The following is a 23,006-nucleotide window of genomic DNA, read 5'->3' as shown; positions in this document are numbered from 1 at the left end:
TGGCTGTGAGCTTATCGCTTCTTCTTATTTTCCTGATTTGTCACAGCCCCTTTCGTGTGAAAATCTTATTCGCATTCTTTTGTGCTTGCCCGTTGGGAAGCTTTCCGATTTTCTCCCTGCTGCAGGCGAAGCTTGGCTTCCGCAAACTGACGATCCCACAGAGCGATCAACAGAGCTTCCTCCGGCGACAACCGGGTACGCCATGCATCATCCAGATCCATAATAAATAATTTCTCCAGTTCTTTTCTGCGGCCTTCATCCATGCTTTTTTCCTCCTGTCACATAATGTAGTCTTTTTGTGACAGCTGTTTTATAATGGATTTAGCCTTGGAATAAGCCTTTATTTAAAGGACTTTCCTTACCATTTAGGATGAAGCAAAATGTCTACTTTTTTTGTCAAAAATCGTTATTGAAACAGGATTTCTGATGGGCTTGATTTTAGTTCAGACAAGATGATTATTTTCCATTTTTAAGCGATTCATAAAAAATCCATCTCCCTGTTTTTTACCCGCAGGCCTGTCAGGAAGGTGGATTTTATGTTTCTTTATGATGGATTTTTGTGTTTTTGCCAGAAAGTTGTTCATTTAAAACAGCTTCTCTCTCCCGCTTCTCGTCCTTGGAAGTCAACTCAAGCTTTCATCTCAACGGTAAAGCACGCGGGCCAGACCCCGCCGCAGTTTTCTGTGCCGGCGCTGGCGCTTTAAAATTCTCTGATACGCCTGCGGATCTTGGATATAGTCGAACTCACCGAGAAACTCAATGAATTCTCCGCCGAAGCTTTTCTTGAAATCGTGAATACCGTAGTACGGATCCTCCGGATTCAGCGCGCCGGATACGCCTTCAAAATCATAGGTCTTCGCTCCCCTTTTCCAGCAATCCTCAATCACCGCGCTGTGCAGCGCAAACGCGGCGCGGAAGTTCGGCAGGATTTTCTTTGTATACATATTGACGTTATAGACGTGCTCGCCTTGTTGGATGATGAGTTTCGCACCCAGTTTAATTTCACCCAGCCCCTGATAATCCCGCATCAGCTCCGCGATCTCCTGATCCAGCGCCGCAATCTGTTTCTGATTTTCAGCGAGGCGTTGAGCGTTGATCAACTTTTCCTGCTGACATATAAGCTGTTCGCGCAGAATTTTCAAATGACTCAAAGCCTGATCGACATTCGCGCTGACGACATACAAGCGGGCCTGATCAGGGAAACATTCCATCAGCTGCCGGAAATCCTTTTCCTTTTTGGGCAGAAAATGCAGCTTATGCGCCAGTTCACGTTCCGCTTCGACTAAGATTGACAGATCCCGTGCATCGCTCAATTTTACTGAAACCGCGCGCTGCATATTTTTCTTCTGATAGGCAGCGTAGTGTTTTATCTGCTTCCGGATCGTTTCCAGCGGCTGATCGAGATTCAGACAATAGGTAAACCGCGACATCCGGTTGCCGCTGTAACCATAGGTATATCCCAGATGATGATAACCGCAGGCTTCCATCTGCGCCGTCACAAATTCGTTGTTAAATCCCCCCGGTTTAATCCGGCCGTCTTTTTCATGCTCGATCCGCGGAATATTCAGCTCCATCCGCAAATACGCCGCGCCCCGCCGCTTCGTCAATTCCGTTAAAGCAGTGGCAAAGAATTGCAAGGTTTCTGTGTCCGTATAATCCAGATTGAATCCATAACAGAGATAACCATACTCCTCTCCACCGCTTTTTTCCCACTGGATCAAGGCCGTCGCTGCAATTTCATCAGCTTCGTTGCGGGCGGAAACCAGCTGAACCTCGATTCCCTTTCGGCGGCAAAGCTCGCCGTAAAAATGGGTTTTGGAATAATGCGGAATTTTACCGTTAGCCGCGTAGGCGTCAAAGAGCTGGGGCTGTTCGTGTTCAATCAGTCTCAGCATGTTTTTACCCTCCAGCGCCGCACCGTTTTGATCAAGGCGATTCCCCGGTCCAGCATCCATGCGAGAACCGGCATGACCGGCAGATCAAATTCGCCGATCATCTCCTCGATCTGAATTGGAAAATTACCTTTAAAGACGCTGAGTCCATCGTCCAGCGTGCCTTCTACGCCCCCCAGATTGCAGCGCTGAATCCCCATCTTCCGGGCTTTTTCAAACAACTTCCAATGTGCGGAATAGGGCGCGCGGTAAGTCAGAAATTCACTGTTTGTACCCGCATACAAGACTTCCATCTGATCATCTTGAATCAAAGCCAATAATCCGCACAGCGTGACAACAGAGGAACCCTGACTCAATTTTTTCTCCAGAAATTCCTGTTCCCGGTTCAAATTGATGATCTGTTCTTTTTCTGCTTTATTAAGTTCTTCAGGTTTTCTTTCTAGCCCGGATATCAGATTCTCAATCTGATCCCGCCGCTGATTTAGATCCAGCCGGGCAGTCATCAGCACGGCCCGTTCGCCGTACAACGTCATTAAGCGTTTAAAGTATTCCGCATTGCGCAGATGGATCTTTTTCCGTTGTTCTGTTTGTTTCATGACCTCAACGAAAGGATCCAGTTCAGTTTCCCCTTCATGAATTGTCACCCCGCATTTTTCAGCGTGCCGGATACTTCGCCGGGTCTTCGCGTTTAACGCTGCCCAATCCATTTGTTCCCGCAGCATGACCGCCTGAAAGCGCGGCTGCGTCGCTTCACGCAGGTACAAAGTATAGCCTTTATGGCGGCATTTCAGTCCTGTCAGCAGCTGAACTACCGCAGCTTGATGATGTTCGTCATGGGTTTGGTTGCGTTGCGCATAGGGATAAGCACTATCAATCAAATTCGGATCAAAACGGAGGGTAACCGCATGAGAACGGCGCGCCAGTTTTTTCAGCTTTGCGAAGAGAAAACGAATTAACGGCTCATCCTGATAGTTGGCGATCGGGCCGCGGGGAATATAAAACAGGCTTAATCCCAGCGGCAGCGGACGAATCAAAATCATCGCATACGCCCGGATCGTTCCGCCCCGGCGGACAACGACTTGTTTCATCGACCAGTTTTCCTTGACCTGGCTCCAGCGGGCATGTTGAAGTAAATTGTTCTGCGGATGGCTTTCCAGAAAGTCTTCGATTTCCTGGGGTTTGGGATGTTCATCAAAAACATATTCGTCTGCGATCATAGTCATTCTCTCTTTCTATCCCTGAGCCTCGATCTGTTTCTAAAATGATCGAATACGCAGAGAGTCTACAAGTGTAGTTCTATATTAAGTCTACATTTGTAGTTTTGTTTTGTCAAATTGATTCGATCATTTTCTTACTTTTTTTGGAACTTCATCCGTGTTTTTCAGCATTTTGAGTTTCAAAAAAGAACAGTCGCCCATTCTTTTTTGCATCGCTTCAATTGTTCATTGTTCCTCGTTATCAAAGGTCCACAGAAGATAGCGGACAGGCTGAATATTTTCACTCCATTCACCATCCGGATAGCCCTGTAATTCCCGGTACCGTTTTAAATTTTCCTCTGTCAGCATGGAATCCAATATGATGTTTTCTGAGACGGTGTACCCGTTGATCGTCCCGATCGGATTTTCTCCTGCTTCTCTGGAAATCGAATAGGATTCAAAGAGATTGCTGCAAGTTCCATCCTTTGCGGTACAACCTTCCGCCTGAAATTCCAGTTCAATTTGCAGCGTAGTTTGATCCTCGCTCATCTGAAAGCTGACATTCAGCTCAGAAGGCAATGGATCGATCATTTCCAACGTGACATCTCCGTTAAACGCGCTGATGATTAACTTTCCATCTTGTTTTTCCGCGATTACACCGTCCGCCAACTGAATTGTTTCCGGTGAAGGTGTTTGACTTGCTTCTGCTGAGGCCTCCGGCGTACTTTCTGCCGGAGCTGTCGCCGGCGGATTTTCTGTCGGTTCTTTTGTTTCCTGCAGGGCACAACCCGTTAATAAAAAGCAGGCTAATACAATAATAATCTTTTTCATTCTTTGTCTTCCTTTCCTAAAGAGATTTACTCACTGCTTATTCATGGATTTTTTCAAAGTTCAGATGATCCAGTAAAGGCATGGTTTTCTCATCCTTTGTCGGCCAGAAGCCAACCGATTCTAAATAGTCTGTTCCTTTGCTTGTCAAATCCAGACTTAAATCTGAAGTAACGCAAAGGATTTCCGATTCGCTGAACCGCATGACCTCCGTTGCGATCAAAGCCCCGTCGCCAAAGTATCCGCCGTCGACAGGAGGTTCGTCAAATAAACCAAAGACATAAAAACCATCATAGGAACCGTGTGTGTAATCTGAGCTCATCCAGTCTTCAATTGGCCATTCATAATATTGGAAACCAACGTTATGGGAAAGTCGATCATAAATCATAAACACATCGGCCGGAACTTCCTGATCGATCGTTATCCGCAGGTTCATCTGCGGAATATCATAAATAGTGACGGATTCTTCTTTTACAGGTTCAATCACTGTGGTCCATGGAAAATTGTTTCGAAGCATTTCTTTTTTCAGATCAGCTTCTTCTTCCACGCTTTCAAAGTGTGATCCCGTTTCGCTCAGATGGATTAAAAGTTTTCGGATATCTTCTGTATAATCTCGATCCAGTTGAACCAGCCAATCATTAATCAAAGCCAGATCTCCTTTTAAGAAGCAAACCGTGATCACTTCCGGAAATGGATAACTTGGATATTCATCTCCAGGATGAATAACGAAGGTAAACAGCCAGTCATTTTTAAAATCCGGATTCTGATTTATCCATGTATTCTTACCCCTCTCCACATATTCACCTTGAAGGTCAGAAAAAACATCAAAATAAAAATATTGATTCGGCTGAATCCATTGCCAGTTTACATCTTTCTCCGGTTGTAATTTGGAATTGATATCCGCGACCGTGATCTTTGCGATCGGATCTTGGACTGGATTTATACTCATTTCTCCTGTCTTGATTTCCGGCTGTTCGTAACCGATCAAAGCATAGAAATCATAGAGGGCGTAAGGATCGTCAGTATAGCTGATATTTCCCTGTTGATCATTGAGATACAGCCATTTTGGATTTGTCCAAGCTAAATAATCCTGGCCGTTATAATGGATTTTCAAATCATAATAATAGGGATCGCTGATTGGCTCTCGCTGCCGGTCAAGCACTTTTTGCATCGTTTCCAGAACTTCCGGGTCTTCGCTTTGTAACATCAGCTCCGCATTCTCGTCATTGCGGTTAATCTGTAATAATCGTTCCTCCGGCTCCTTCGGCTGTGTTTGTACGCCGCAGGCAACCAACATGGAACCAATTCCCGAGCTTAACAGGATCAGAGTTAAGATCAGGGTTCCTTTCTTCTTCCGCGAGGAATCAAACAGAGCTTGAATACGCTTTTTCAGCGGCTTTCCGGATGAAAAACGAGTAGAGAACGCCGTCATTGGAAGACGTGTCTGACGAATGACATCGACGATCATCCGGCCATAGACCACTCTGACTTCCTTCGACTGACCTTTTAATAATCGCTGATCACAGGCCATCTCGATATCATTTTCCGCCTGATTGTTCATCAGCCAGACGAACGGATTAAACCAGTGAATGGTCTGAGCTGCGCTGAGCAGCACTTTCTTCCACAAATCTTTTTGTTTCAAATGAATCAGCTCATGCTTTAAAATCAGATCCAGATTTTCATGTTCCAATAATTCCGGTGCCAGAACAATCGCGGGATTAAGAAATCCGATCGCCATCGGCGTAGGCGCTGACCGGCTGGCAATCAGCGGCGGAATTTTCTTCATTTTCATTTCCCGTCCCAGCTGACGCAACAGGCGACCTTGCGGACTCTGTCTGGAAACACGCTGTCCGCGTGCCATCAGAAGCTTTTTCACTCGATAATAATCCAGTGTTAAACGAAGGACGGATAATCCCATACCGATGATCCAAACGACCGTTAAGATCTGTAAGATCGAAATTGAAAATCCTGTTGCCGATGCTGTGTTTTCTTCTGCTTTTTCTTGTAAATTGTCTGAAGGCAACGGTTCTTTTGAAGAAACCTCTGCTTTTAATTCAGGCGATTCTCTAAAAACAGGCGTTACAGGAAGCGGCTGCACCATTCGCTGAGGAACAGGGATCGTGACCGCCGCTGAAGACAGCGTAATATTCCACGGCATAATCAGCCGCAAAGCGATGGCCAGCCAGGCCAAGACCACAACTGAAGCCCGATATCGTTGATGCATGGTTTTGGAAAAAACAAACAGAATTACGATCAGTACCGACATGGAAAGCGATATTTCAATGACTTGTCCAAACAAATCAGTCATTCCGTTTTTCCTCTTTCCGGATAATCGCTTCCAATTCTTCCAGATCCGCTTCTGTTAAACTCTCATTTTTAACCAAAGTCATAAATAAACTGCGTACTGATTTTCGGTGAAATCGTTCAAAGAAACGGACCGTTTCCTGATCGCGGTATTCTTCTTCGCTGATTAACGGCACATACGTTTTTAAACGTCCTTCTTTGACGACGCTGACATAGCCCTTTTCTTCTAATCGCGCTAATAACGCCTGTATCGTTGACATTGTCCAGTCGCGTTCAATATGTCTGGCAATTTCCGATGTTTTTACTGGAATTTCGCATTTCCAGATCGCCGTCATCACTTCCAGCTCTGTGTCCGGCAGTCTTTTCTCTCCGCTCATTTTTTTCACCTCTACATTTGTCAATATAATCATAACGACTTTCTTTACAAATGTCAATGTATTCTCCTTTACAACACGCAAGCATAAAAAAAGCAGAGCCTTTTTAAGCCCTGCCTCATTCCTTTATTTCTTTCCCGCCGTCTTTGTGCGGTCGTACATAATTTTCAGATGACGCCGGCTGCCTTCGCCTTCGCTCTCTGTTTTAATATACGGCCAGTCCGCCAGATACTGATGGATGACTTTCCGTTCATCGTTCGGCATGGGATCCAGCGAAGCGTCCACTTTCGTGCGCTGCACTGTTTTCGCGATCCGGCCGGCGATGGATTTAACCTTTTCATACCGTTCTTCCTTATAGTGGTTGATATCGATCATAATGGAGAACCGCTTGCGGAATGCCGAATTGACAGCTCCGCGCACAACGGTATTCAAAGCCTGCAGCGTCTGACCGTTCTTGCCGATAATTACCGCGTTGTTTTCCGCGTTCAGCATAATCCGGTATCCGCCGTCTTCCTCAAAAATTTCGATTTCAACATCCTGATTCAGACCGGTAAAAAACTCACCGATATAATTGAAGAGAAACTCTTTGACATCACAGGAAGCATAAACCTCAGCGGTGACTGAAGCTCCGATTCCCAGGAATCCTTGTTTTTCTTCGGTAACGAAATAAGTCAGTTCCTCAACGGATACGCCCTTTTCTTTCGCTGCGGAATTCAGTACGTCATTTAATGTTTTTCCTGTGTATTTCTTCATAAAGTCCCTTCTTTACTATTTCTTATCGATATAGATAAACTGAACAAACAAGGTCTTGAAGATCATAACCAGCGACGAAACAGCCCAGTAAATCGTCATGGCTGCCGGCCAGTTGACCGAGATGACAAGGATGAAGACCATCATGTAGATCATCATGTTGCCGCCTGGCTGCTTGGTCTTTTCATACTTCTTATGATGCGCGGCTGCTTCCTTCTTCGCTTTCTGCGTTGCTAAGAACTGCGGCAGCATCATTGAACCAATCTGGCAGATCGCCATGAAGACGAACAGAACCAGATACAGCCATTGTCCGGACATCACGCCATGCAGCGGCGTTTCTTTTAAGCTTAAGCCCCACATCGTACCGTTAACGACGGATTCAGCACGCTGAACCGACATGTAAACAGCCATGATGATCGGCAGCTGAATGAAAGAAGAAATAATTGCGCCGAACGGATTGATGCCGTTTTCTTTGTATAACCGCTGCATTTCCTGGGCCTGCGCCATCTGGGAACGCTCGTCGGTCTTGCCTTCATACTTTTTCGTAATCCGGTTCATTTCCGGCTGAATGACCTGCATTTTCTGAGTCATGACCGTGGACTTGATCGTGAAGACCAAAGTGATTAAATGAACCAACAGGGTGACGATGGAAACAGACAGCGCTACTCCGACATACGGCGTCAGGAAGTTAACCAACTTCGCTAACGGGAAGACGAAGAATGCGTTGAACCAGTTTTCATTGGCCATCATATACTTAAACGTCGTATCTGATGTGATTTGAATGACTTCTTTTGTTTCTGGATCTACTGGCGACGTGCATCCGCTTGCCAAGAACAGCAGCGCGACGAAGACCAGCAGCAGAAGCAACTGTTTTTTACGATTTCTCATTGAACTCTCCTTAACTGAATAATCATGCGTACTTCTTTATTTTAACTTTTTTAATAAGGCTTTCCAAGTCTTTTTTGTTGTCTGAATAACTTTGTTCCAGAAACTTTTTCCTGACAATTAAAATTCCGTCAAAATTTTCATCAAAATCATAAATTTCCTGAAACATCATACGCACTTGACGCTTGGTTTTGTTTCTGACCACGGCATTGCCCAACTTCTTGCCGACTGAAATTCCAATCCGGCTGTGCTCCTCTTTGCGGGCTTTGACATACAGCACAAAAGAAGGACAGCTGACAAATTTCCGATGCTCAATAATCGTTTGAAATTCGCCGGCCTTTTTGACCCGATATTTTTTCTTCATCTTGAGTTATTAAAAAAGCCACCTGTGGGTGACTATTTTATGCCGACAAGATCTTTCTGCCTTTAGCACGACGGCGGGCTAAAACTTTACGTCCTCCGACCGTTTTCATGCGGGCTCTGAAACCGTGGACTTTTTGGTGTTTTCTTTTGCTCGGTTGATAAGTTCTTTTCATATTAAAGAGCCACCTCCAGTTCTTTTTATACAATAATGAGCAATTGCTGGTACATTATACAATAGTTTTTCTGTAAAAGTCAACTAAACTCCGGCGACTTCCCTTTCTGATTTCCTCTTTTTTGTTTAAATGAAAGAACTTTTCAAGAATTTCATGAATTTATGGGCTATTCAGATTGAGATCCTGGCGATGTTTACTGGATTTTCCTTGGCGCGTGAGGGGCAATTTTTAAGCCCTGTTCTTGATTCTCCTGATTGAAAGCTATACAATAAAGATACTCTTTATCTCCTGAACTAACGAAGAATTTTCCGATGAACAGCAGGATTATTCAAAGTTTTCAAACAAAAGGTATAGAAGATTAAAATGACAGGTCCGCAGACTACGGGATGAGGTCAACTTTGGAAATTCCCGCCGGAAATTGTTTTTATATTTTCGATTTCAATTCAGCGGGTATTTCTTTACTTAAAACGTCTGTTCAAAAAAATTTTTTCTCCTTAGAAAACAGGTGAAGATTCATGAAACACAAAACCATTCTTTCTACAAAAAAGAGAGTTTCCCGCAAAGGCTGGGTTTTAGCTGCCGGCAGTCTGATCCTGTCCATTCTGGTCATCGCCGGTTTGCTTCAGGTCAATCAGAAACGCAACGAAGAAGTCTTTCAAAAACTGATCAGTGAAATTCTCAGCGTTTCTCATCAGCAGCAGGAATTTGAAGCCAGAAATATCATCGAAACTACGCAGCGCAGTCTGGAAGCGATCGCCGCCATTTATCAGACGTCGGACGCGGATCCGGAAAGCGCCTGGACGCAATCCTATTTGAAAGCGGTCCAGAACTTCAATTCCGTTCGTGATATCCGGTATTTTTCCGCGGCCACGCTGCGGTCAATGCTGGAAACACCGATACCGGGCACGGATCCGCAGGGAATTGAAAATTTATTGAACGGACAGCCTTATATCTCCGATCTTTTCCAGCAAAAACAATACGGCACAGACGCCTTGATCAGCATTTCCGTGCCGGTCATTCAGAACGATCAGGTGATCGGCGCTTTCCACAGCATTCTGAATGCTGATCTGCTTGTGAATGTTCCTAACAGCGATGATGAAGAATATGCGCAGAATTTTCTAGTGCGCAGGGATGGAGAAATTATTCTCGAGCCTTACGGATGGCCGGAAATCCCTTATCGCCTTCAGACCGAACTGGAAGGCATCGGCGCTTCGGACATCGCGATGGAGAATGTAGAAACCGCGCTGAAGCAGGGTGAAAGTGAAATGATGCTGATCAAAGGGGCGGATAACCGCGCACTGTACATCACAATTTCATCGCTGGGCTATAACGACTGGCTGCTGCTGTCGATTGCCTATCCCTATGAATTTAAGGGCTATTCCAAACTGATCAGCCAAAATGCCGCCGTTCTGACCGCCTCACTGATCGTCTTCCTGGTTCTGCTTGCGATTGTTGTCAGTGCGATCTTCACCCGGCAGCGCCGGAAAATTCTGCATAATCAGGCGCGTTATGATTTACTGGCGCAATTCTCAGATACGATTTTATTTGAATATGCCTGTGAAACGCAGCGGCTGACCTTTACGCCCAATATTGCCGAGCGGTTTAATGTGCCGGCCGATCTGATACTTTACCCTATGAATCCGCAGGTTGAAATGCCGTTAATTCATCCGGAAGACCAGCCCGCCATGATTTCCATGCTGAACTCCGCGGCGCTGTCCACCGGCAATTCTTTATATCGATTGGACGTCCGGTTCCAGACCCGGGAAGGCGGCTACCGCTGGGTTTCCTGTCAGGGACAGGCAATCCGCGAACGCAGCGGATATCCGTTATCGATCATTGGCAAAATCGTGGATATCCAGGATCAGAAATCCAAAGAAGAACGCTTGATCGAAAAATCCTCCACCGACGCGATGACCGGCGCTCTGAACCGGGAAGCGACCGAAGCGCGGATTGAGAAACGGTTGAGTGACGATCAAAAAGGCTTCTTATTCTTGCTGGATATTGATAACTTTAAGGAAATCAACGATACGCGCGGACACATGATCGGCGATCAGATCCTGATTGATCTTGTGCAGCTTTTGAAATCTGAATTTCGGCAGAACGACGTGATCGGAAGACTGGGCGGCGACGAATTTATGGTCTTTATGGACCAAACTCAGGATCCGCAGGCAGCCATCCAAAAAGCCTCGCATATCTTAAACCGGCTTGCGGTTGAAAAAGCCGGAGCGTTCTCTGTCAGCATTGGAATTGCTTCCGCGCCGCTGGACGGTACAACTTACGATCAGCTGTACGACGCGGCGGATAAAGCCATGTATCAGGCGAAACGACAGGGGAAAAACAGCTATTTTCTGCGGAAGCCGCGGCCGGAGGATTCCTTTGAAACATCGGCTTAATCCTGCGGATGACTGCGGCAGGAAAGCTTTGGATTGATTAAAACCTGAACCAATACTCAAAAAAGGACGCTCAAGACTTTCTTGTGTAAGCGATGCTTACGCCATGAAGAATGAATTGAGAGTTCTTTTTTTATTTTTCTGGGATCGTTCTTCCTGCCTCTGTTTTTCTTTGCATGAAAATAAAAAAACTCCCCAGCCGCTTGTAAACTGGAAAGTTTCTGCTTGTTTATTCAATTTATCCGATCAACCCGTATTCTTTCAGCGCCTTTGCGATTCCATCCTGATCAATCCGGGCCGTCACTTTTTCGACGATCGGCTTCAGCGAAGGTGTGCCGTTGCCCATCAGAACGCTGTGCGGAACATGCTTCAGCATCGGCAGATCGTTTGTGCTGTCGCCGAAGACGTAGCAGTCGTGCAGATCCACGTTGTATTTTTCCCGTACGACATCGATTGCCGTCGCTTTGCTGCAAGCCTGCGGGACAATCTCCGCAAATCCGTCGAAGCGGTCGATAAACTCAAACTTCATCTCGTTTAAAAACAGCTTGAAGGCTTCCAGATCGCTGTGCTGATCATAAGCGATGCAGAACTTTACAAATTCCGACTGATGATCAACCCAGGGAACAATATTATTAAAGCCTTCGCTTCTCAAAATCTCCATGGACTTCACAAAACCATTTTCCACATGGCCTAAGCTGACATAACAAGTCGGTGTATTTTCACCAAACAAATCAATTCCACAGGCGTCGGCTTTTTCCTTAATCTGCTGACAAACCGGCTGGGGAGTTTGATGGCGGTACAGCGGTTTGCCCTGGATGAGAATCTCTGTGCCGCAGCCGCAGCAGTAACCGTCAAAATCCAATGCCTTGATCATCGCCGAAACATGCGAATAGGGCCGGCCGGTATTGATGAATACAACGCTGCCGCTGCGCCGGGCTGCCCGCAGCGCTTCGATTGTACTTTGAGGAATCTGGTGCGTCTGTTCATCGACCAACGTGCCGTCGATATCAAAAAAGAGACATTTTTTCTTCATCATTTCTCCTTCATCTTTCATTCTGGTCTGAAAACAGCCCCATTATAGAAGATGAATTTAAAATTGAAAAGCCTAATCCTGCAAATTGTAATATTCTTCGACAGTTAAACCGCTTTCATAGATTTTCTGCGCTTCTTCCTTGCCGAAATAGCGGTAATGCCACGGTTCAAAGATATAACCGGTAATTTCTTCTTTTCCTTCCGGATAACGCAGAATGAAACCGTATTTCCAGGCGTTTTCTTTCAGCCAGATGCCTTCGTCCGTGTCCTTGAAGCATCCCTTGAGATAACAGCTGCTGTTGGTGCCGGATAAATCAGCGGCTAACCCGGTCTGGTGTTCGCTCTGCCCAGGTTTGGCGGAATAACGGTTCGCTTCTTCTTCGCCATCGCGGGCAACATAGTTGTTATACAAGTTTTTCTGGTAATCGTAAGAGCGGTAACCGCTGCCGATCATTAATGAAATCCCGTCGTCCTTTGCCGCATCAAACATGACTTTCATCGCATCCGCCGCTTCCTGGCGCAGCGTGACAGAGGATTTCGCCAGCGGCACGTCCGGCTTCACTAAGTCCGCCGGTTCATAGTCTTCGCCTAAAGGGCGCTGCTTGTTGACGATCAGAGTGATGCTGTCAAGACTGGTCAGATCTGGAACTTCCATCATAATATCTCCTTCTCCGTCTTTGTTGTCAGAGGCCGGCGTCGCTTCCGGCGTGATCGTCGGCTGAACCGATTCCTGCGGTGTTTCCGAAGGCGCGGGATTATCGGTCTCCGGGGTCTTCGCTTTTTTCCCGCAGCCGCCCAGTGCGGCGATCAACAGGAAAGCGATCGTAATTTTTGTTATTTTCAGCATTTGCTCATCTCCTGTTCTTCCCGGTTTTTCTCTTGAATCCGGCGCAACGCTTCGGCTACGTCGCGGACAATATATTTCGCACGCGCCAGGATTTCGGGATTGCTTTTTTCCATGGCGTAGCTTTCTTCGATCAAATCAAACATTTCCAGATCATTGATAGAATCCCCTAAAACGGCGATCTCATACAGCGGCACATGGTTCAGCGCGGCAATTTTCTGAATTCCGCTGGCCTTGTTGACGCCCGGTTTCATTACCGAAATGCCATCGTGGCGGGTCATGACCGGATCATAGCCCAAACGGGCCGCCTGCTCAGCCAGCTGCTTTAGTATTTCCGGCTGATGCGCGAGGATGACCAGGGAAACAAAGGTTTGTTCAGGTTTACGCCGCGTCAGCTCAGAAAGCGTCCATGGCAGAATTTCCCGGTGGTCCGGCACGTTATCGGGATCGGAAAATTCGTCGATATATTCCTGTTTCCGATCCGCAAAGCAATAATCATTCTGATTGGTAATGCACAACAGCTCAGCCGGCTGATTTTCCAACACTGCATGGATATGCCGCGCTTCTTCCAGGGTGAATACACTTTCATAAATCAGTTTCTGGGAGGCCGTGACATAGGCGCCGGAATAAGCGACCGTATCGAAGCTGAACTGCCGCCCGTAAGTCCGCGGGACAAAGTCCGCCGGACGGCCGGTCGCCAGCGCGAAGTGGACGCCGGAATTCATCGTCTTGTTGATTTCCTGAAGGTTTTCCACCGAAATGGTGTACTCCCCCTGGTCGTTATCTTGAACTAAGGTTCCATCAACGTCGCAAAAGATCAAACGTATCATTTTTAAGTCCTCACTTTATCGTATTGTAATTATACCATCGTGGGAATGTTAAGCAAATCCTAAGATATCCACAGGAAAAACCGCGGCTTCTGTCCATTCTGCGGATTTCCGGGGTTTTTTCGCCGGTGAAGAATTTGTTGCCCACGCCTTCTCCGCATTCCACATTCAACAGTTATCCACAGTTGTGGATAATGGTGGATTATGTCAAATACGCTTTTATAGAGCGGTATTTTGATATGGAAAACATATTGATAACTTTATGATTCTCCCGTTTTATCCCCATTTTCCCCAAAAAAGTTATCCATGTCCACTTTTCCCCACTTTCTCCACAATGGAAAAGATGTGGATTACAGTGGATAACCTGGCATAAACAAACAATAAACACGGATTTAACGGCACTTATCCTGTGGAAAACTTTTTTTGGAAGAAAAACATCGTGGAAAAATGATGATAAATTAGCTAAACTAGTAGTGCTAAGGAAACTTATCCACGAATGGGAGTTGTATAAAAAATGACAGTAATGGATTCTTACTTATCCGATATCTGGAAACGAACCCTGACGCTGATCTTAGAAAAGGGGAAACAGCAGGAGAAATTGGACAATCTGATCTTTAATCAGTTTTTCTCCGATTCCAAGCTGATGGACCTCGATGAAAAGAAAGCGTTGGTCGTCGTGCCCGGGTATATCCAGCAAACGATTATGATGCAAAACAAAGAGATCGTCGAAGAAGCGATCAGCGAAGTCCAGGAACGCAAAATCAGCTGCGAGATCGTCATGGAAAGTCAGCTGCAGAAAATCCGGCCGATGGCGGCGAAAAAGAAAGCGCCGGCGATCACCGGATTAAACACGACGAATCTGATTCAGGATTACACGTTTGACAATTTCGTGGTCGGCGGAAGCAACCGCGAAAGCCATTCCGCGGCGCTGGCCTGTGCTTACAATCCCGGACAGTTTTTCAACCCGCTGTTCATCTACGGCAATTCCGGCTTAGGCAAGACGCATTTGTTAAACGCGATCGGCAACTATGTCAGCGAACACGCACCGGACAAAAAAGTCTACTACACGACCAGCGAAGACTTCGTCAACGCGGTCGTCAATTCCATCAAAAACGGCCAGATTCAGGAATTCAAAGAGGAAATGAACGATCTGGACGTCCTGTTGGTCGACGATATTCAGTTTCTGGCCGGCAAGGAAAAGAGTCATGAAACGTTCTTCTACATCTTCAACGAACTCGTTAACAACAAGAAGCAGATCTGCCTGACTTCCGACCGCCATCCGACCGAGATCAAAGGGCTGGAAGAACGCTTGATCAGCCGCTTCTCCTCCGGCTTGTCCGTCGGCGTCGACTCGCCGGAATTTGAAACGTCCGTCGCGATCCTGAAGGTCAAGCTGGAAAAACAAAGCGTCGATCCGTCGATCATCGACGACGACGTGCTGGCTTACATCGCATCGAACTTTTCGCAGGACGTGCGCAAGCTGGAAGGCGCGCTCAACCGTTTGTTATTCTATTCGATCAATTTCTCCAACAGTACCCGGATCGACTTTAAAACGGCAGTTTCCGCTTTCCGAGGACAGGCGCAGACGATTGATAAAAACGATCTGACCGCCTCCAAGATCATCCGCTGCGTTGCCGATTACTACGGTCTGACCAAACTGCAGCTGGTCTCCAAAACCCGCACCAAAAACATTGCGACCGCCCGGCACATGGCGATGTATCTGTGCCGCAAGCATCTCGACATGCCTTATGTCAAAATCGGCGATGAATTCGGCAAGCGCGATCACTCGACCGTCATGAGCGCCTGCGAGAAAGTTGAGAAGGGTTTAAAGAACGACGAAACGTACCGGCAGGCTGTCGGCGAACTGGAAAAGCTCATGCAGGTCAAATAGTTAACCACTGCTTTCCACTTTATTTCCGCCGTCAAAAGTGATAAAATATACCTGTAATATAAGGCTTTTTGAAACTTTATCCACTTTTCCACAGTCCTAATGATGTTGAACTTAAATACTTAATAAAAACACAAGGGAGGTACACCATGAATTTCAAAATCTCCAAGCGAGTTTTCTACTCCGCGCTGAATACCGTATCCAGAGCGATTTCTTCCAACTCGCCCTTACCAGCGTTGTCCGGCATCAAAATTGAAGTGAATCAGGATTCCATCGTATTGACCGGCAGCGATTCCGATATCTCCATCCAGACCACCTTGAAGGGCAGCGATGAAGAAATCAATCTGATCGTCAAAGAAACCGGCTCGATTGTCATCGAAGCGAAATATATCCTTGAAATTGTCAGAAAGATCGACGCTGACGAAATTGAACTGGAAATCGTCGACGGCTCCCTGACCAAAATCAGCGGAATGTCGGCAGAATTCAGAATTAACGGCATGCGTGCCCTGGACTATCCGGCAATCGACTTTACACGTCCGGGTCAGCAGTTTGAAATGGACGCCGACGTCTTATTAAAGGTCATCAGCCAGACGACATTCGCGACCAGCGACCGGGAAACCCGTCCTGTCTTAACCGGCGTCAACATGAAGTGCAGCGGCAAGCGACTGGAATGCGTCGCGACCGACAGCTACCGTTTAGCCCGCAAGATCGTCGATCTGACCTCGGAAAACAACTTTAACATCACGATTCCAGCCAAGAGCTTAAATGAAGTGTCCAAGACGATCGCTCAGGACAGCAGCGTGCTGATTGCCGTCTCGGATAAGAAAGCGCAGTTCTGGATTGGTGAAACCGTGATCCAGACCCGTCTGATCGACGGCGCCTATCCGGAAACCGCTCGTTTAATTCCGACAGAATTCGCGCATGAACTGACAGTCGATTCCCGTGATATGCTGAATGCGATCGACCGCGCGTCGTTTATCAAGAACGAAGGTATTTCCATCGTCAAGCTGAGCGCCAACAGCGAAGAAGTCGTCATTTCCAGCAAATCGCAGGAAGTCGGATCTTCGGTCGAAAATTTAAACATTCTCACTTATGAAGGCAATCCGCTTGAAATTTCATTCAGCGGCAAATATGTTTTTGAAGCGATCCGCGTCTTATCCGCGACCACCATCAAGATTCTGTTCAGCGGTGAGATGAAACCGTTTGTCATCCGCAACACAGACGACGACTCAATTCTGCAGCTCGTTCTGCCGGTCAGAACCTACTCATAAAAGTTCGCGAAACACGAAATAAAAGGCACCCAGGCGGTGCTTTTTACTTGCTTTTGTGGTATAATCTACCTGATAGGCCATAGGCAGGAAAGGACTCTGACAATGATCAAAATTGATACTGAATTCATTACCTTGGGACAGCTGCTGAAAATGACGGACTGGATCTCCTCCGGGGGTGAAGCGAAGTTTGCCGTGAAAGAACTCAAGATCACGGTCAACGGTGAAAAAGAAGACCGGCGCGGCCGCAAGCTCTATCCGGGTGATCAAATCAGTATTGAGGATAAGCGCTATACGATCGAACGATGAAGATCAATCAGATCCGCCTGAAGAATTTCAGAAACTATGATTCCTGCCAGTTTATCCCGGATCCGCATATGAATGTCATCATCGGGAAAAACGCGCAGGGCAAAACCAATCTTCTGGAAAGCATCGTACTGCTTTCGACGACACGTTCTCACCGGGCTGTGCGGGATCAGGATATGATCCGGGAAGGCCAGGACTTCTGCAAAGCGGAATGCCGGCTGAACACAGAGCCGGAGATGGTGCTGTCGGCGGTGATTCATGGAAAAGGAAAAACGCTGATGATTCATCAGAAGCCGGTTTCCCGATCCAGCGAATTCATCGGTAAGCTCAACGCGGTGCTGTTTGCGCCTTCAGATTTAGAGCTTTTTGAAGCGCCCCCGAAGGTTCGCCGGCGTTTGATGGACGTGGAGATCGGCAAGGTGTCGCCGCGGTACATGCAGGCGCTGAGCGCCATGATGAAGCTTTTAAAAGAGCGCAACAGCCTGTTGAAACGCGAACATCTTGACAACGCGATGCTGGAGGTTCTGGATCAGCAGATGATTGAGCAGCAGCTGACGATCATTGCGATGCGGCGGCAGTTCATCGCCAAGATGAATGAAAGCTTAAGCCGGACTTACAGCGCGTTAGCGCAAGAAGAAGCGCAGGTCAATGCGGCTTATCACACGATCACAGAACAAACCGAACCGGATGCGATGCGGGAAGAAATCAGCCGGAAACTGCTCGAAAACCGTGAACGCGACCGGATCTTGAAGACGACGTCCAGCGGCGTTCACCGCGATGATCTGAGTTTTCAGCTCAACGGGCGGGATGTGCTGAGCTATGCTTCCCAGGGACAGCGGCGAATGATCGTGCTGGCATGGAAGCTGTCGCTGATCGACTTCATTGCAGAGCGGCTTAACGAGCTGCCGGTGCTGCTTTTAGACGACGTACTGTCGGAGCTTGACCAACAGAAAAGGGTAAACCTTTTTTCTTTGATTTCCCCGGAAATCCAAACGTTTATTACGACGACAGAAATCGCGGAACTGCTTCCGTTTCTGTCGCGAAAACCTAAAATTGCAGAAATAGACAGCGGTCAGATACGACCTTGGAAGGAGGACATGAATTGAATATGGAAAAACCAGTAGAGCATTCTTATACCTCGCATGATATTCAAGTGCTGGAGGGGTTAGAGGCAGTCCGAAAACGGCCTGGCATGTATATCGGTTCGACTTCGGAAAAGGGCCTGCATCATCTGGTCTGGGAAATCGTCGATAACTCGATTGACGAAGCGCTGGCCGGCTATGCGACAGAGATTGAGATTACTGTCGATCCTCAGAATATCGTTACCGTTGAAGACAACGGCCGCGGCATGCCGGTTGAAATTCATGAGAAAACAGGAATTTCAACGGTCGAAACGATTTTTACAGTGCTGCATGCCGGCGGAAAGTTCGGCGGCGGGGCCTATAAAGTTTCCGGCGGTCTGCACGGCGTCGGCGCCTCGGTCGTCAACGCGTTGAGCGAATGGCTGGAAGTCACGGTTTACAAAGAAGGCAAGGTCTTCTTTATCCGCTTTGAAAACGGCGGGAAAGCGGTCGCACCGCTGAAACAGATCGGCACCTGCGATCCATCCAAGCACGGCAGTCTGGTCCGGTTCATGGCGGATGCGACGATCTTTACGGAAACGGTCGCGTACAACCATGACGTCCTGTATGACCGGCTGCGCCAGATCGCGTTCTTAAACAAAGGCATCAAGCTGTTGTTTACGGATGAAAGAATGGAAGATGAAGCGAAGCGGTCGCATACGTTCCTGTATGAAGGCGGCTTAAAAGAATACATCGCATTTTTGAATAAAAATAAAACGCCGATCCATGAAGAAATCATTTACGTGGAAGGCGAACAGGACGGTATTCAGGTGGAGATTGCGATGCAGTACAACGACGGCTACGTGCCGAACGTGTATTCATTCTGCAACAACATCAACACCGGCGAGGGCGGCACCCATGAGGAAGGCTTTAAGCTGGCGCTCAACCGCACGTTAAATAACTATGCCAAGGAAGCGGGCTTGTTAAAAAAAGACGAGGAAGGACTGCAGAGCGATGATGTGCGCGAAGGACTGACGGCGATCATTTCCGTCAAGCATCCGGATCCGCAGTATGAAGGACAGACGAAGACCAAGCTGGGCAACGCCGAGGTGCGCAAGATCGTTTCCAACATCTTAGGCGAACAGCTGGAACGGTTTTTAATGGAAAATCCAAACAGCGCGAAGCTGATCATCGAAAAAGCGCAGCTGGCGTCGAAAGCCCGGCTGGCAGCGAAAAAAGCCAGGGAACTGACGCGCCGGAAAAGTGCGTTGGAAATCAGCGCACTGCCGGGGAAACTCGCCGATTGTTCCAGTAAAAACGCAGAGATCTGCGAAATTTACCTGGTGGAAGGTGACTCCGCCGGCGGAAGCGCGAAGCAGGGAAGAAATTCCAAGTTTCAGGCAATTCTGCCGCTGCGGGGTAAGATTTTGAACGTCGAGAAAGCCCGTTTGCATCGTATTTTTGACAACAACGAAATCCGATCGATGATCACCGCTTTCGGCGCGGGGGTCGGCGAGGAAGTCGACGTGACGAAGCTGCGCTATCATAAAATCGTCATCATGACCGATGCCGACGTCGACGGCGCGCATATCCGCACGCTGCTGCTGACCTTCTTATACCGCTATTTACGGCCGGTGGTCGAAGGCGGATTCGTCTACATCGCGCAGCCGCCGCTGTATAAGATCCAGAAGGGTCAACAGGTCCGCTACGCCTATTCGGACGACGAGCTGAATAAGGCGAAAGGGGAAATGGGCGATCGGCTGAACATCCAGCGCTACAAAGGTTTAGGTGAAATGAATCCGGAACAGCTGTGGGAAACGACGATGGATCCGGAAGTCAGAACGCTGATTCAGGTGACGATTGAAGACGCGATGGATGCGGATGCCGTGTTCTCGATGCTGATGGGCGACGAAGTCGAACCGCGCCGCAATTTCATTCAGGAAAACGCGCATTTCGTCAAGAATTTGGATATTTAAGGAGGATCGTCGATGGATGAGAACAATTTTAATCACGGAAATATAAAAACAACCAATATTTCCAGTGAAATGCGGACATCCTTTCTGGATTACTCCATGTCCGTTATCGTGGCGCGGGCGCTGCCGGACGTCCGGGACGGGATGAAGCCGGTTCACCGCCGCATTTTGTACGCGATGAACGACTTAGGCATCGTCGCGGATAAGCCGCATAAGAAATCGGCGCGTATCGTCGGTGAAGTCATCGGTAAATATCACCCGCACGGCGATACCGCGGTCTATGAAACGATGGTTCGGATGGCCCAGGATTTCAGCTACCGTTACCCGTTAGTCGACGGCCACGGCAACTTCGGTTCGGTCGACGGCGACGGCGCGGCGGCCATGCGATATACCGAAGCGCGCATGTCCAAAATTTCGATGGAGCTGCTGCGCGATATCAACAAAGATACTGTCGATTGGATGGATAACTACGATGGTGAGGAACACGAACCTGTGGTTCTGCCTTGCCGGTTCCCGAACTTATTAGTCAACGGCACAACCGGGATCGCCGTCGGCATGGCGACCAACATCCCGCCGCATAACCTCGGTGAAACGATCGACGCGGTTTTCGCGGTGATGGATAATCCGGATATTACGGTTATGGAACTGATGGAAGATTACATCAGCGGACCGGATTTTCCGACGGGCGGTTATATTTTAGGCCGTGCCGGCATTAAGCAGGCGTATGAAACCGGCCGAGGATCGATCATGATCCGCTCCAAGGTCAAGGTCGAGGATATGCCCAACGGCAAAAAACAGATTATTGTTACGGAAATTCCGTATGTCGTCAACAAGGCGGCGCTGGTCGAGAAGATCGCCAGCCTGGTCCGTGAGAAAATCATCGAAGGGATCACCGATCTGCGTGATGAATCCAACATGGAAGGCATCCGCATCGTCATTGAGCTGCGAAAGGACGTACAGAGCGACGTCATCTTAAATCAGCTGTACCGCATGACCTCGCTGCAGACGTCGTTTGGCGTGAATATGATCGTCTTGGTGGACAATGCTCCGCAGCAGCTGGGCTTGAAGGATGTTTTAAAATGCTATCTCGATCATCAAATCGACGTTACGGTGCGCCGGACACGCTTTGAATTGAAGAAAGCGGAGGATCGTGCGCATATCCTGGAAGGCTTGAAGATTGCGCTGGATCACATTGACGCGATCATCAGCCTGATCCGCAGTTCTAAGGATACTTCCATTGCGATGAACGGTTTGATGGAAAACTTCGGCTTGAGCGAAATTCAGGCGAAAGCAATTCTGGATATGCAGTTCAGACGTCTGACCGGTTTGGAACGGCAGAAAATTGAAGAAGAGTATGACAGCTTGATGGCGCAGATTACCGATTTGAAGGATATTCTGAATAATCATAGCCGCGTCCTGGAAATCATCCGTACAGAATTAACGGAGATTAAAGAAAAGTACAATGACAAGCGCCGTTCCGAAATCATCGACGCTGAAATTGATATGCAGGATGAAGATCTGATTCCGCAGGAAGACGTCGTGATCACAATGACGGTCAACGGCTATGTCAAGCGGATTCCTGTCGATACTTACCGGCTGCAGAACCGCGGCGGCAAAGGCATCAAGGGCATGAGTATGCATGAAGATGATATTGTCGATCAGTTCCTGACGATGATGACGCACGATTACCTGTTGATGTTCACTAACCAGGGTAAAGTTTACCGGATCAAGGGCTATCAGGTCCCGCTGGCTTCCCGGACTTCCAAGGGCATTCCGATCGTCAACCTGTTGAATCTGGATAAGGATGAAAAGGTGCTGGCGATGGTGCCGGTGGAACGCGAAAATTCTCCGGCGAAGTTCTTGTTCTTCGTAACGGCTCAGGGAATCGTCAAACGTGTGCCGATAGAAGAATTTGAGAATATCCGTCAGTCGGGTAAGATTGCGATCAATCTGCGCGAGGGTGACGAACTGATCAGCGCGAAACCGACGACCGGCAGCAGTCAGATTCTGATTGCGGCGGCCAATGGCCAGGCGATTCGTTTCAACGAAACCGACGTTCGTCCGATGGGCCGGACCGCGACCGGTGTGAAGGGCTTCAATGTCAATGGCAGCCGGGTGATCGGCATGACGACTGACTTTGAAGGTCAGTACATCCTGTCTGTTACGGAAAAGGGTTATGGTAAGAAATCCAAGCTGGAGGACTACCGGATGACCAACCGCGGCGGCAAGGGAGTAAAGACGGTTCAGGTTACGGATAAGAACGGACCGCTGGTCTTCTTACGCGCAGTCAACGGCGATGAGGACTGCCTGATTATGACCAACGAGGGCATTGTCATCCGAATCAGTCTGGAGAAAGTTTCGGTTTACAGCCGGAATACGCAGGGCGTGAAGTTGATTTCTGTGGAAGACAATCAGACCGTTTCTACGGTAGCGATTGTATATAAATCGGAAGACGATGAGGAAACAGAAGGCGATAATGAAAACGGCGAGCTGAATCAGAAAACAGATCAGGAAACAGCTGGAATTCAGGAAGAAGATGCTCAGACTGAGGAAAATGCTGAGTAGATAACGTTAGAAACAAAGCTAACAGATAAGAGAAAAAGCTATATTACTTAGTAGATATAGCTTTTTTTCAATTTATTTATCATACAT

The 23,006-nt window shown here is 47.7% G+C and carries 20 protein-coding genes; 7 read left to right on the top strand and 13 right to left on the bottom strand.

The window, feature by feature from the left end; translation table 11 throughout:
- Window positions 1-65: 65 nt before the first annotated feature.
- The 10 genes from DWY25_RS14295 to rpmH form a co-directional block, all read right to left on the bottom strand.
- Entirely contained in the window at window positions 66-263 is a 198-nt protein-coding gene (locus DWY25_RS14295; RefSeq protein WP_117895807.1) for a hypothetical protein, read from the bottom strand.
- Window positions 264-641: 378 nt separating this feature from the next.
- Window positions 642-1,895 carry a peptidoglycan bridge formation glycyltransferase FemA/FemB family protein gene (locus DWY25_RS14290; RefSeq protein ID WP_181981844.1) on the bottom strand — a complete coding sequence of 418 codons (1,254 nt, stop codon included), beginning with the start codon at window positions 1,893-1,895 and terminating at the stop codon, window positions 642-644.
- Entirely contained in the window at window positions 1,889-3,109 is a 1,221-nt protein-coding gene (locus DWY25_RS14285; protein ID WP_181981843.1) for a peptidoglycan bridge formation glycyltransferase FemA/FemB family protein, read from the bottom strand. The genes DWY25_RS14290 and DWY25_RS14285 overlap by 7 nt, the downstream gene beginning before the upstream one ends.
- Before the next feature lie 225 nt (window positions 3,110-3,334).
- Window positions 3,335-3,919 carry a hypothetical protein gene (locus DWY25_RS14280; RefSeq protein ID WP_117895804.1) on the bottom strand — a complete coding sequence of 195 codons (585 nt, stop codon included), beginning with the start codon at window positions 3,917-3,919 and terminating at the stop codon, window positions 3,335-3,337.
- 37 nt (window positions 3,920-3,956) lie between these two features.
- Entirely contained in the window at window positions 3,957-6,224 is a 2,268-nt protein-coding gene (locus tag DWY25_RS14275; RefSeq protein ID WP_117895803.1) for a M56 family metallopeptidase, read from the bottom strand.
- Window positions 6,217-6,597 carry a BlaI/MecI/CopY family transcriptional regulator gene (locus DWY25_RS14270; RefSeq protein ID WP_039863891.1) on the bottom strand — a complete coding sequence of 127 codons (381 nt, stop codon included), beginning with the start codon at window positions 6,595-6,597 and terminating at the stop codon, window positions 6,217-6,219. Before DWY25_RS14270 ends, DWY25_RS14275 begins: the two co-directional genes overlap by 8 nt.
- Window positions 6,598-6,720: 123 nt before the next feature.
- Window positions 6,721-7,347 (bottom strand): Jag family protein, encoded by a 627-nt coding sequence (locus tag DWY25_RS14265; RefSeq protein ID WP_117895801.1) that lies wholly within the window; start codon window positions 7,345-7,347, stop codon window positions 6,721-6,723.
- Window positions 7,348-7,362: 15 nt separating this feature from the next.
- Entirely contained in the window at window positions 7,363-8,232 is an 870-nt protein-coding gene (yidC, locus tag DWY25_RS14260) for a membrane protein insertase YidC (RefSeq protein ID WP_006058306.1), read from the bottom strand.
- Window positions 8,233-8,254: 22 nt separating this feature from the next.
- The gene (rnpA, locus tag DWY25_RS14255) at window positions 8,255-8,593 is read right to left on the bottom strand and encodes a ribonuclease P protein component (RefSeq protein WP_006058305.1); all 339 of its coding nucleotides are present in this window, start codon (window positions 8,591-8,593) and stop codon (window positions 8,255-8,257) included.
- 37 nt (window positions 8,594-8,630) lie between these two features.
- Window positions 8,631-8,765 carry a 50S ribosomal protein L34 gene (gene rpmH, locus DWY25_RS14250; RefSeq protein WP_072685186.1) on the bottom strand — a complete coding sequence of 45 codons (135 nt, stop codon included), beginning with the start codon at window positions 8,763-8,765 and terminating at the stop codon, window positions 8,631-8,633.
- Between the two features lie 515 nt (window positions 8,766-9,280).
- Between rpmH and DWY25_RS14245 the strand changes: the two genes are divergently transcribed.
- Window positions 9,281-11,158, top strand: a complete 1,878-nt coding sequence (locus DWY25_RS14245) for a GGDEF domain-containing protein (RefSeq protein WP_117895800.1) — start codon at window positions 9,281-9,283, stop codon at window positions 11,156-11,158.
- Between the two features lie 235 nt (window positions 11,159-11,393).
- Here the strand turns inward: DWY25_RS14245 and DWY25_RS14240 are convergent, their stop codons facing one another.
- The 3 genes from DWY25_RS14240 to DWY25_RS14230 form a co-directional block, all read right to left on the bottom strand.
- Window positions 11,394-12,188: an HAD family hydrolase gene (locus tag DWY25_RS14240; RefSeq protein WP_181981842.1), complete on the bottom strand. Its 795-nt coding sequence runs from the start codon at window positions 12,186-12,188 to the stop codon at window positions 11,394-11,396.
- Between the two features lie 72 nt (window positions 12,189-12,260).
- Window positions 12,261-13,034, bottom strand: a complete 774-nt coding sequence (locus tag DWY25_RS14235; RefSeq protein WP_117895798.1) for a M15 family metallopeptidase — start codon at window positions 13,032-13,034, stop codon at window positions 12,261-12,263.
- Complete coding sequence (locus tag DWY25_RS14230; RefSeq protein ID WP_117895797.1) at window positions 13,028-13,861, bottom strand: HAD family hydrolase; 834 nt, start codon at window positions 13,859-13,861, stop codon at window positions 13,028-13,030. Before DWY25_RS14230 ends, DWY25_RS14235 begins: the two co-directional genes overlap by 7 nt.
- Before the next feature lie 511 nt (window positions 13,862-14,372).
- Here DWY25_RS14230 and dnaA point away from each other — a divergent pair.
- The 6 genes from dnaA (at window position 14,373) to gyrA (ending at window position 22,919) form a co-directional block, all read left to right on the top strand.
- Window positions 14,373-15,749 carry a chromosomal replication initiator protein DnaA gene (dnaA, locus tag DWY25_RS14225; protein ID WP_006058297.1) on the top strand — a complete coding sequence of 459 codons (1,377 nt, stop codon included), beginning with the start codon at window positions 14,373-14,375 and terminating at the stop codon, window positions 15,747-15,749.
- A gap of 146 nt (window positions 15,750-15,895) precedes the next feature.
- A complete protein-coding gene (gene dnaN / locus DWY25_RS14220) occupies window positions 15,896-17,017 on the top strand; it encodes a DNA polymerase III subunit beta (protein WP_006058296.1) in 1,122 nt (373 codons plus the stop codon).
- A gap of 102 nt (window positions 17,018-17,119) precedes the next feature.
- Window positions 17,120-17,323, top strand: coding sequence for a S4 domain-containing protein YaaA (gene yaaA, locus DWY25_RS14215; RefSeq protein ID WP_117895796.1), 204 nt, complete (start codon window positions 17,120-17,122; stop codon window positions 17,321-17,323).
- Window positions 17,320-18,426 carry a DNA replication/repair protein RecF gene (recF, locus tag DWY25_RS14210; RefSeq protein ID WP_117895795.1) on the top strand — a complete coding sequence of 369 codons (1,107 nt, stop codon included), beginning with the start codon at window positions 17,320-17,322 and terminating at the stop codon, window positions 18,424-18,426. Before yaaA ends, recF begins: the two co-directional genes overlap by 4 nt.
- A gap of 2 nt (window positions 18,427-18,428) precedes the next feature.
- On the top strand, window positions 18,429-20,357 hold the full coding sequence (gene gyrB / locus DWY25_RS14205; protein ID WP_117895794.1) for a DNA topoisomerase (ATP-hydrolyzing) subunit B: 1,929 nt from the start codon (window positions 18,429-18,431) through the stop codon (window positions 20,355-20,357).
- A 12-nt stretch (window positions 20,358-20,369) separates the two neighbouring features.
- Window positions 20,370-22,919 (top strand): DNA gyrase subunit A, encoded by a 2,550-nt coding sequence (gene gyrA, locus DWY25_RS14200; RefSeq protein ID WP_117895793.1) that lies wholly within the window; start codon window positions 20,370-20,372, stop codon window positions 22,917-22,919.
- Window positions 22,920-23,006: the final 87 nt, after the last annotated feature.

Origin of the sequence: Holdemania filiformis (assembly GCF_003459085.1) — a bacterium.
GTDB lineage: Bacteria > Bacillota_I > Bacilli_A > Erysipelotrichales > Erysipelotrichaceae > Holdemania > Holdemania filiformis.
This window is presented reverse-complemented; position numbering and strand designations above follow the sequence as displayed.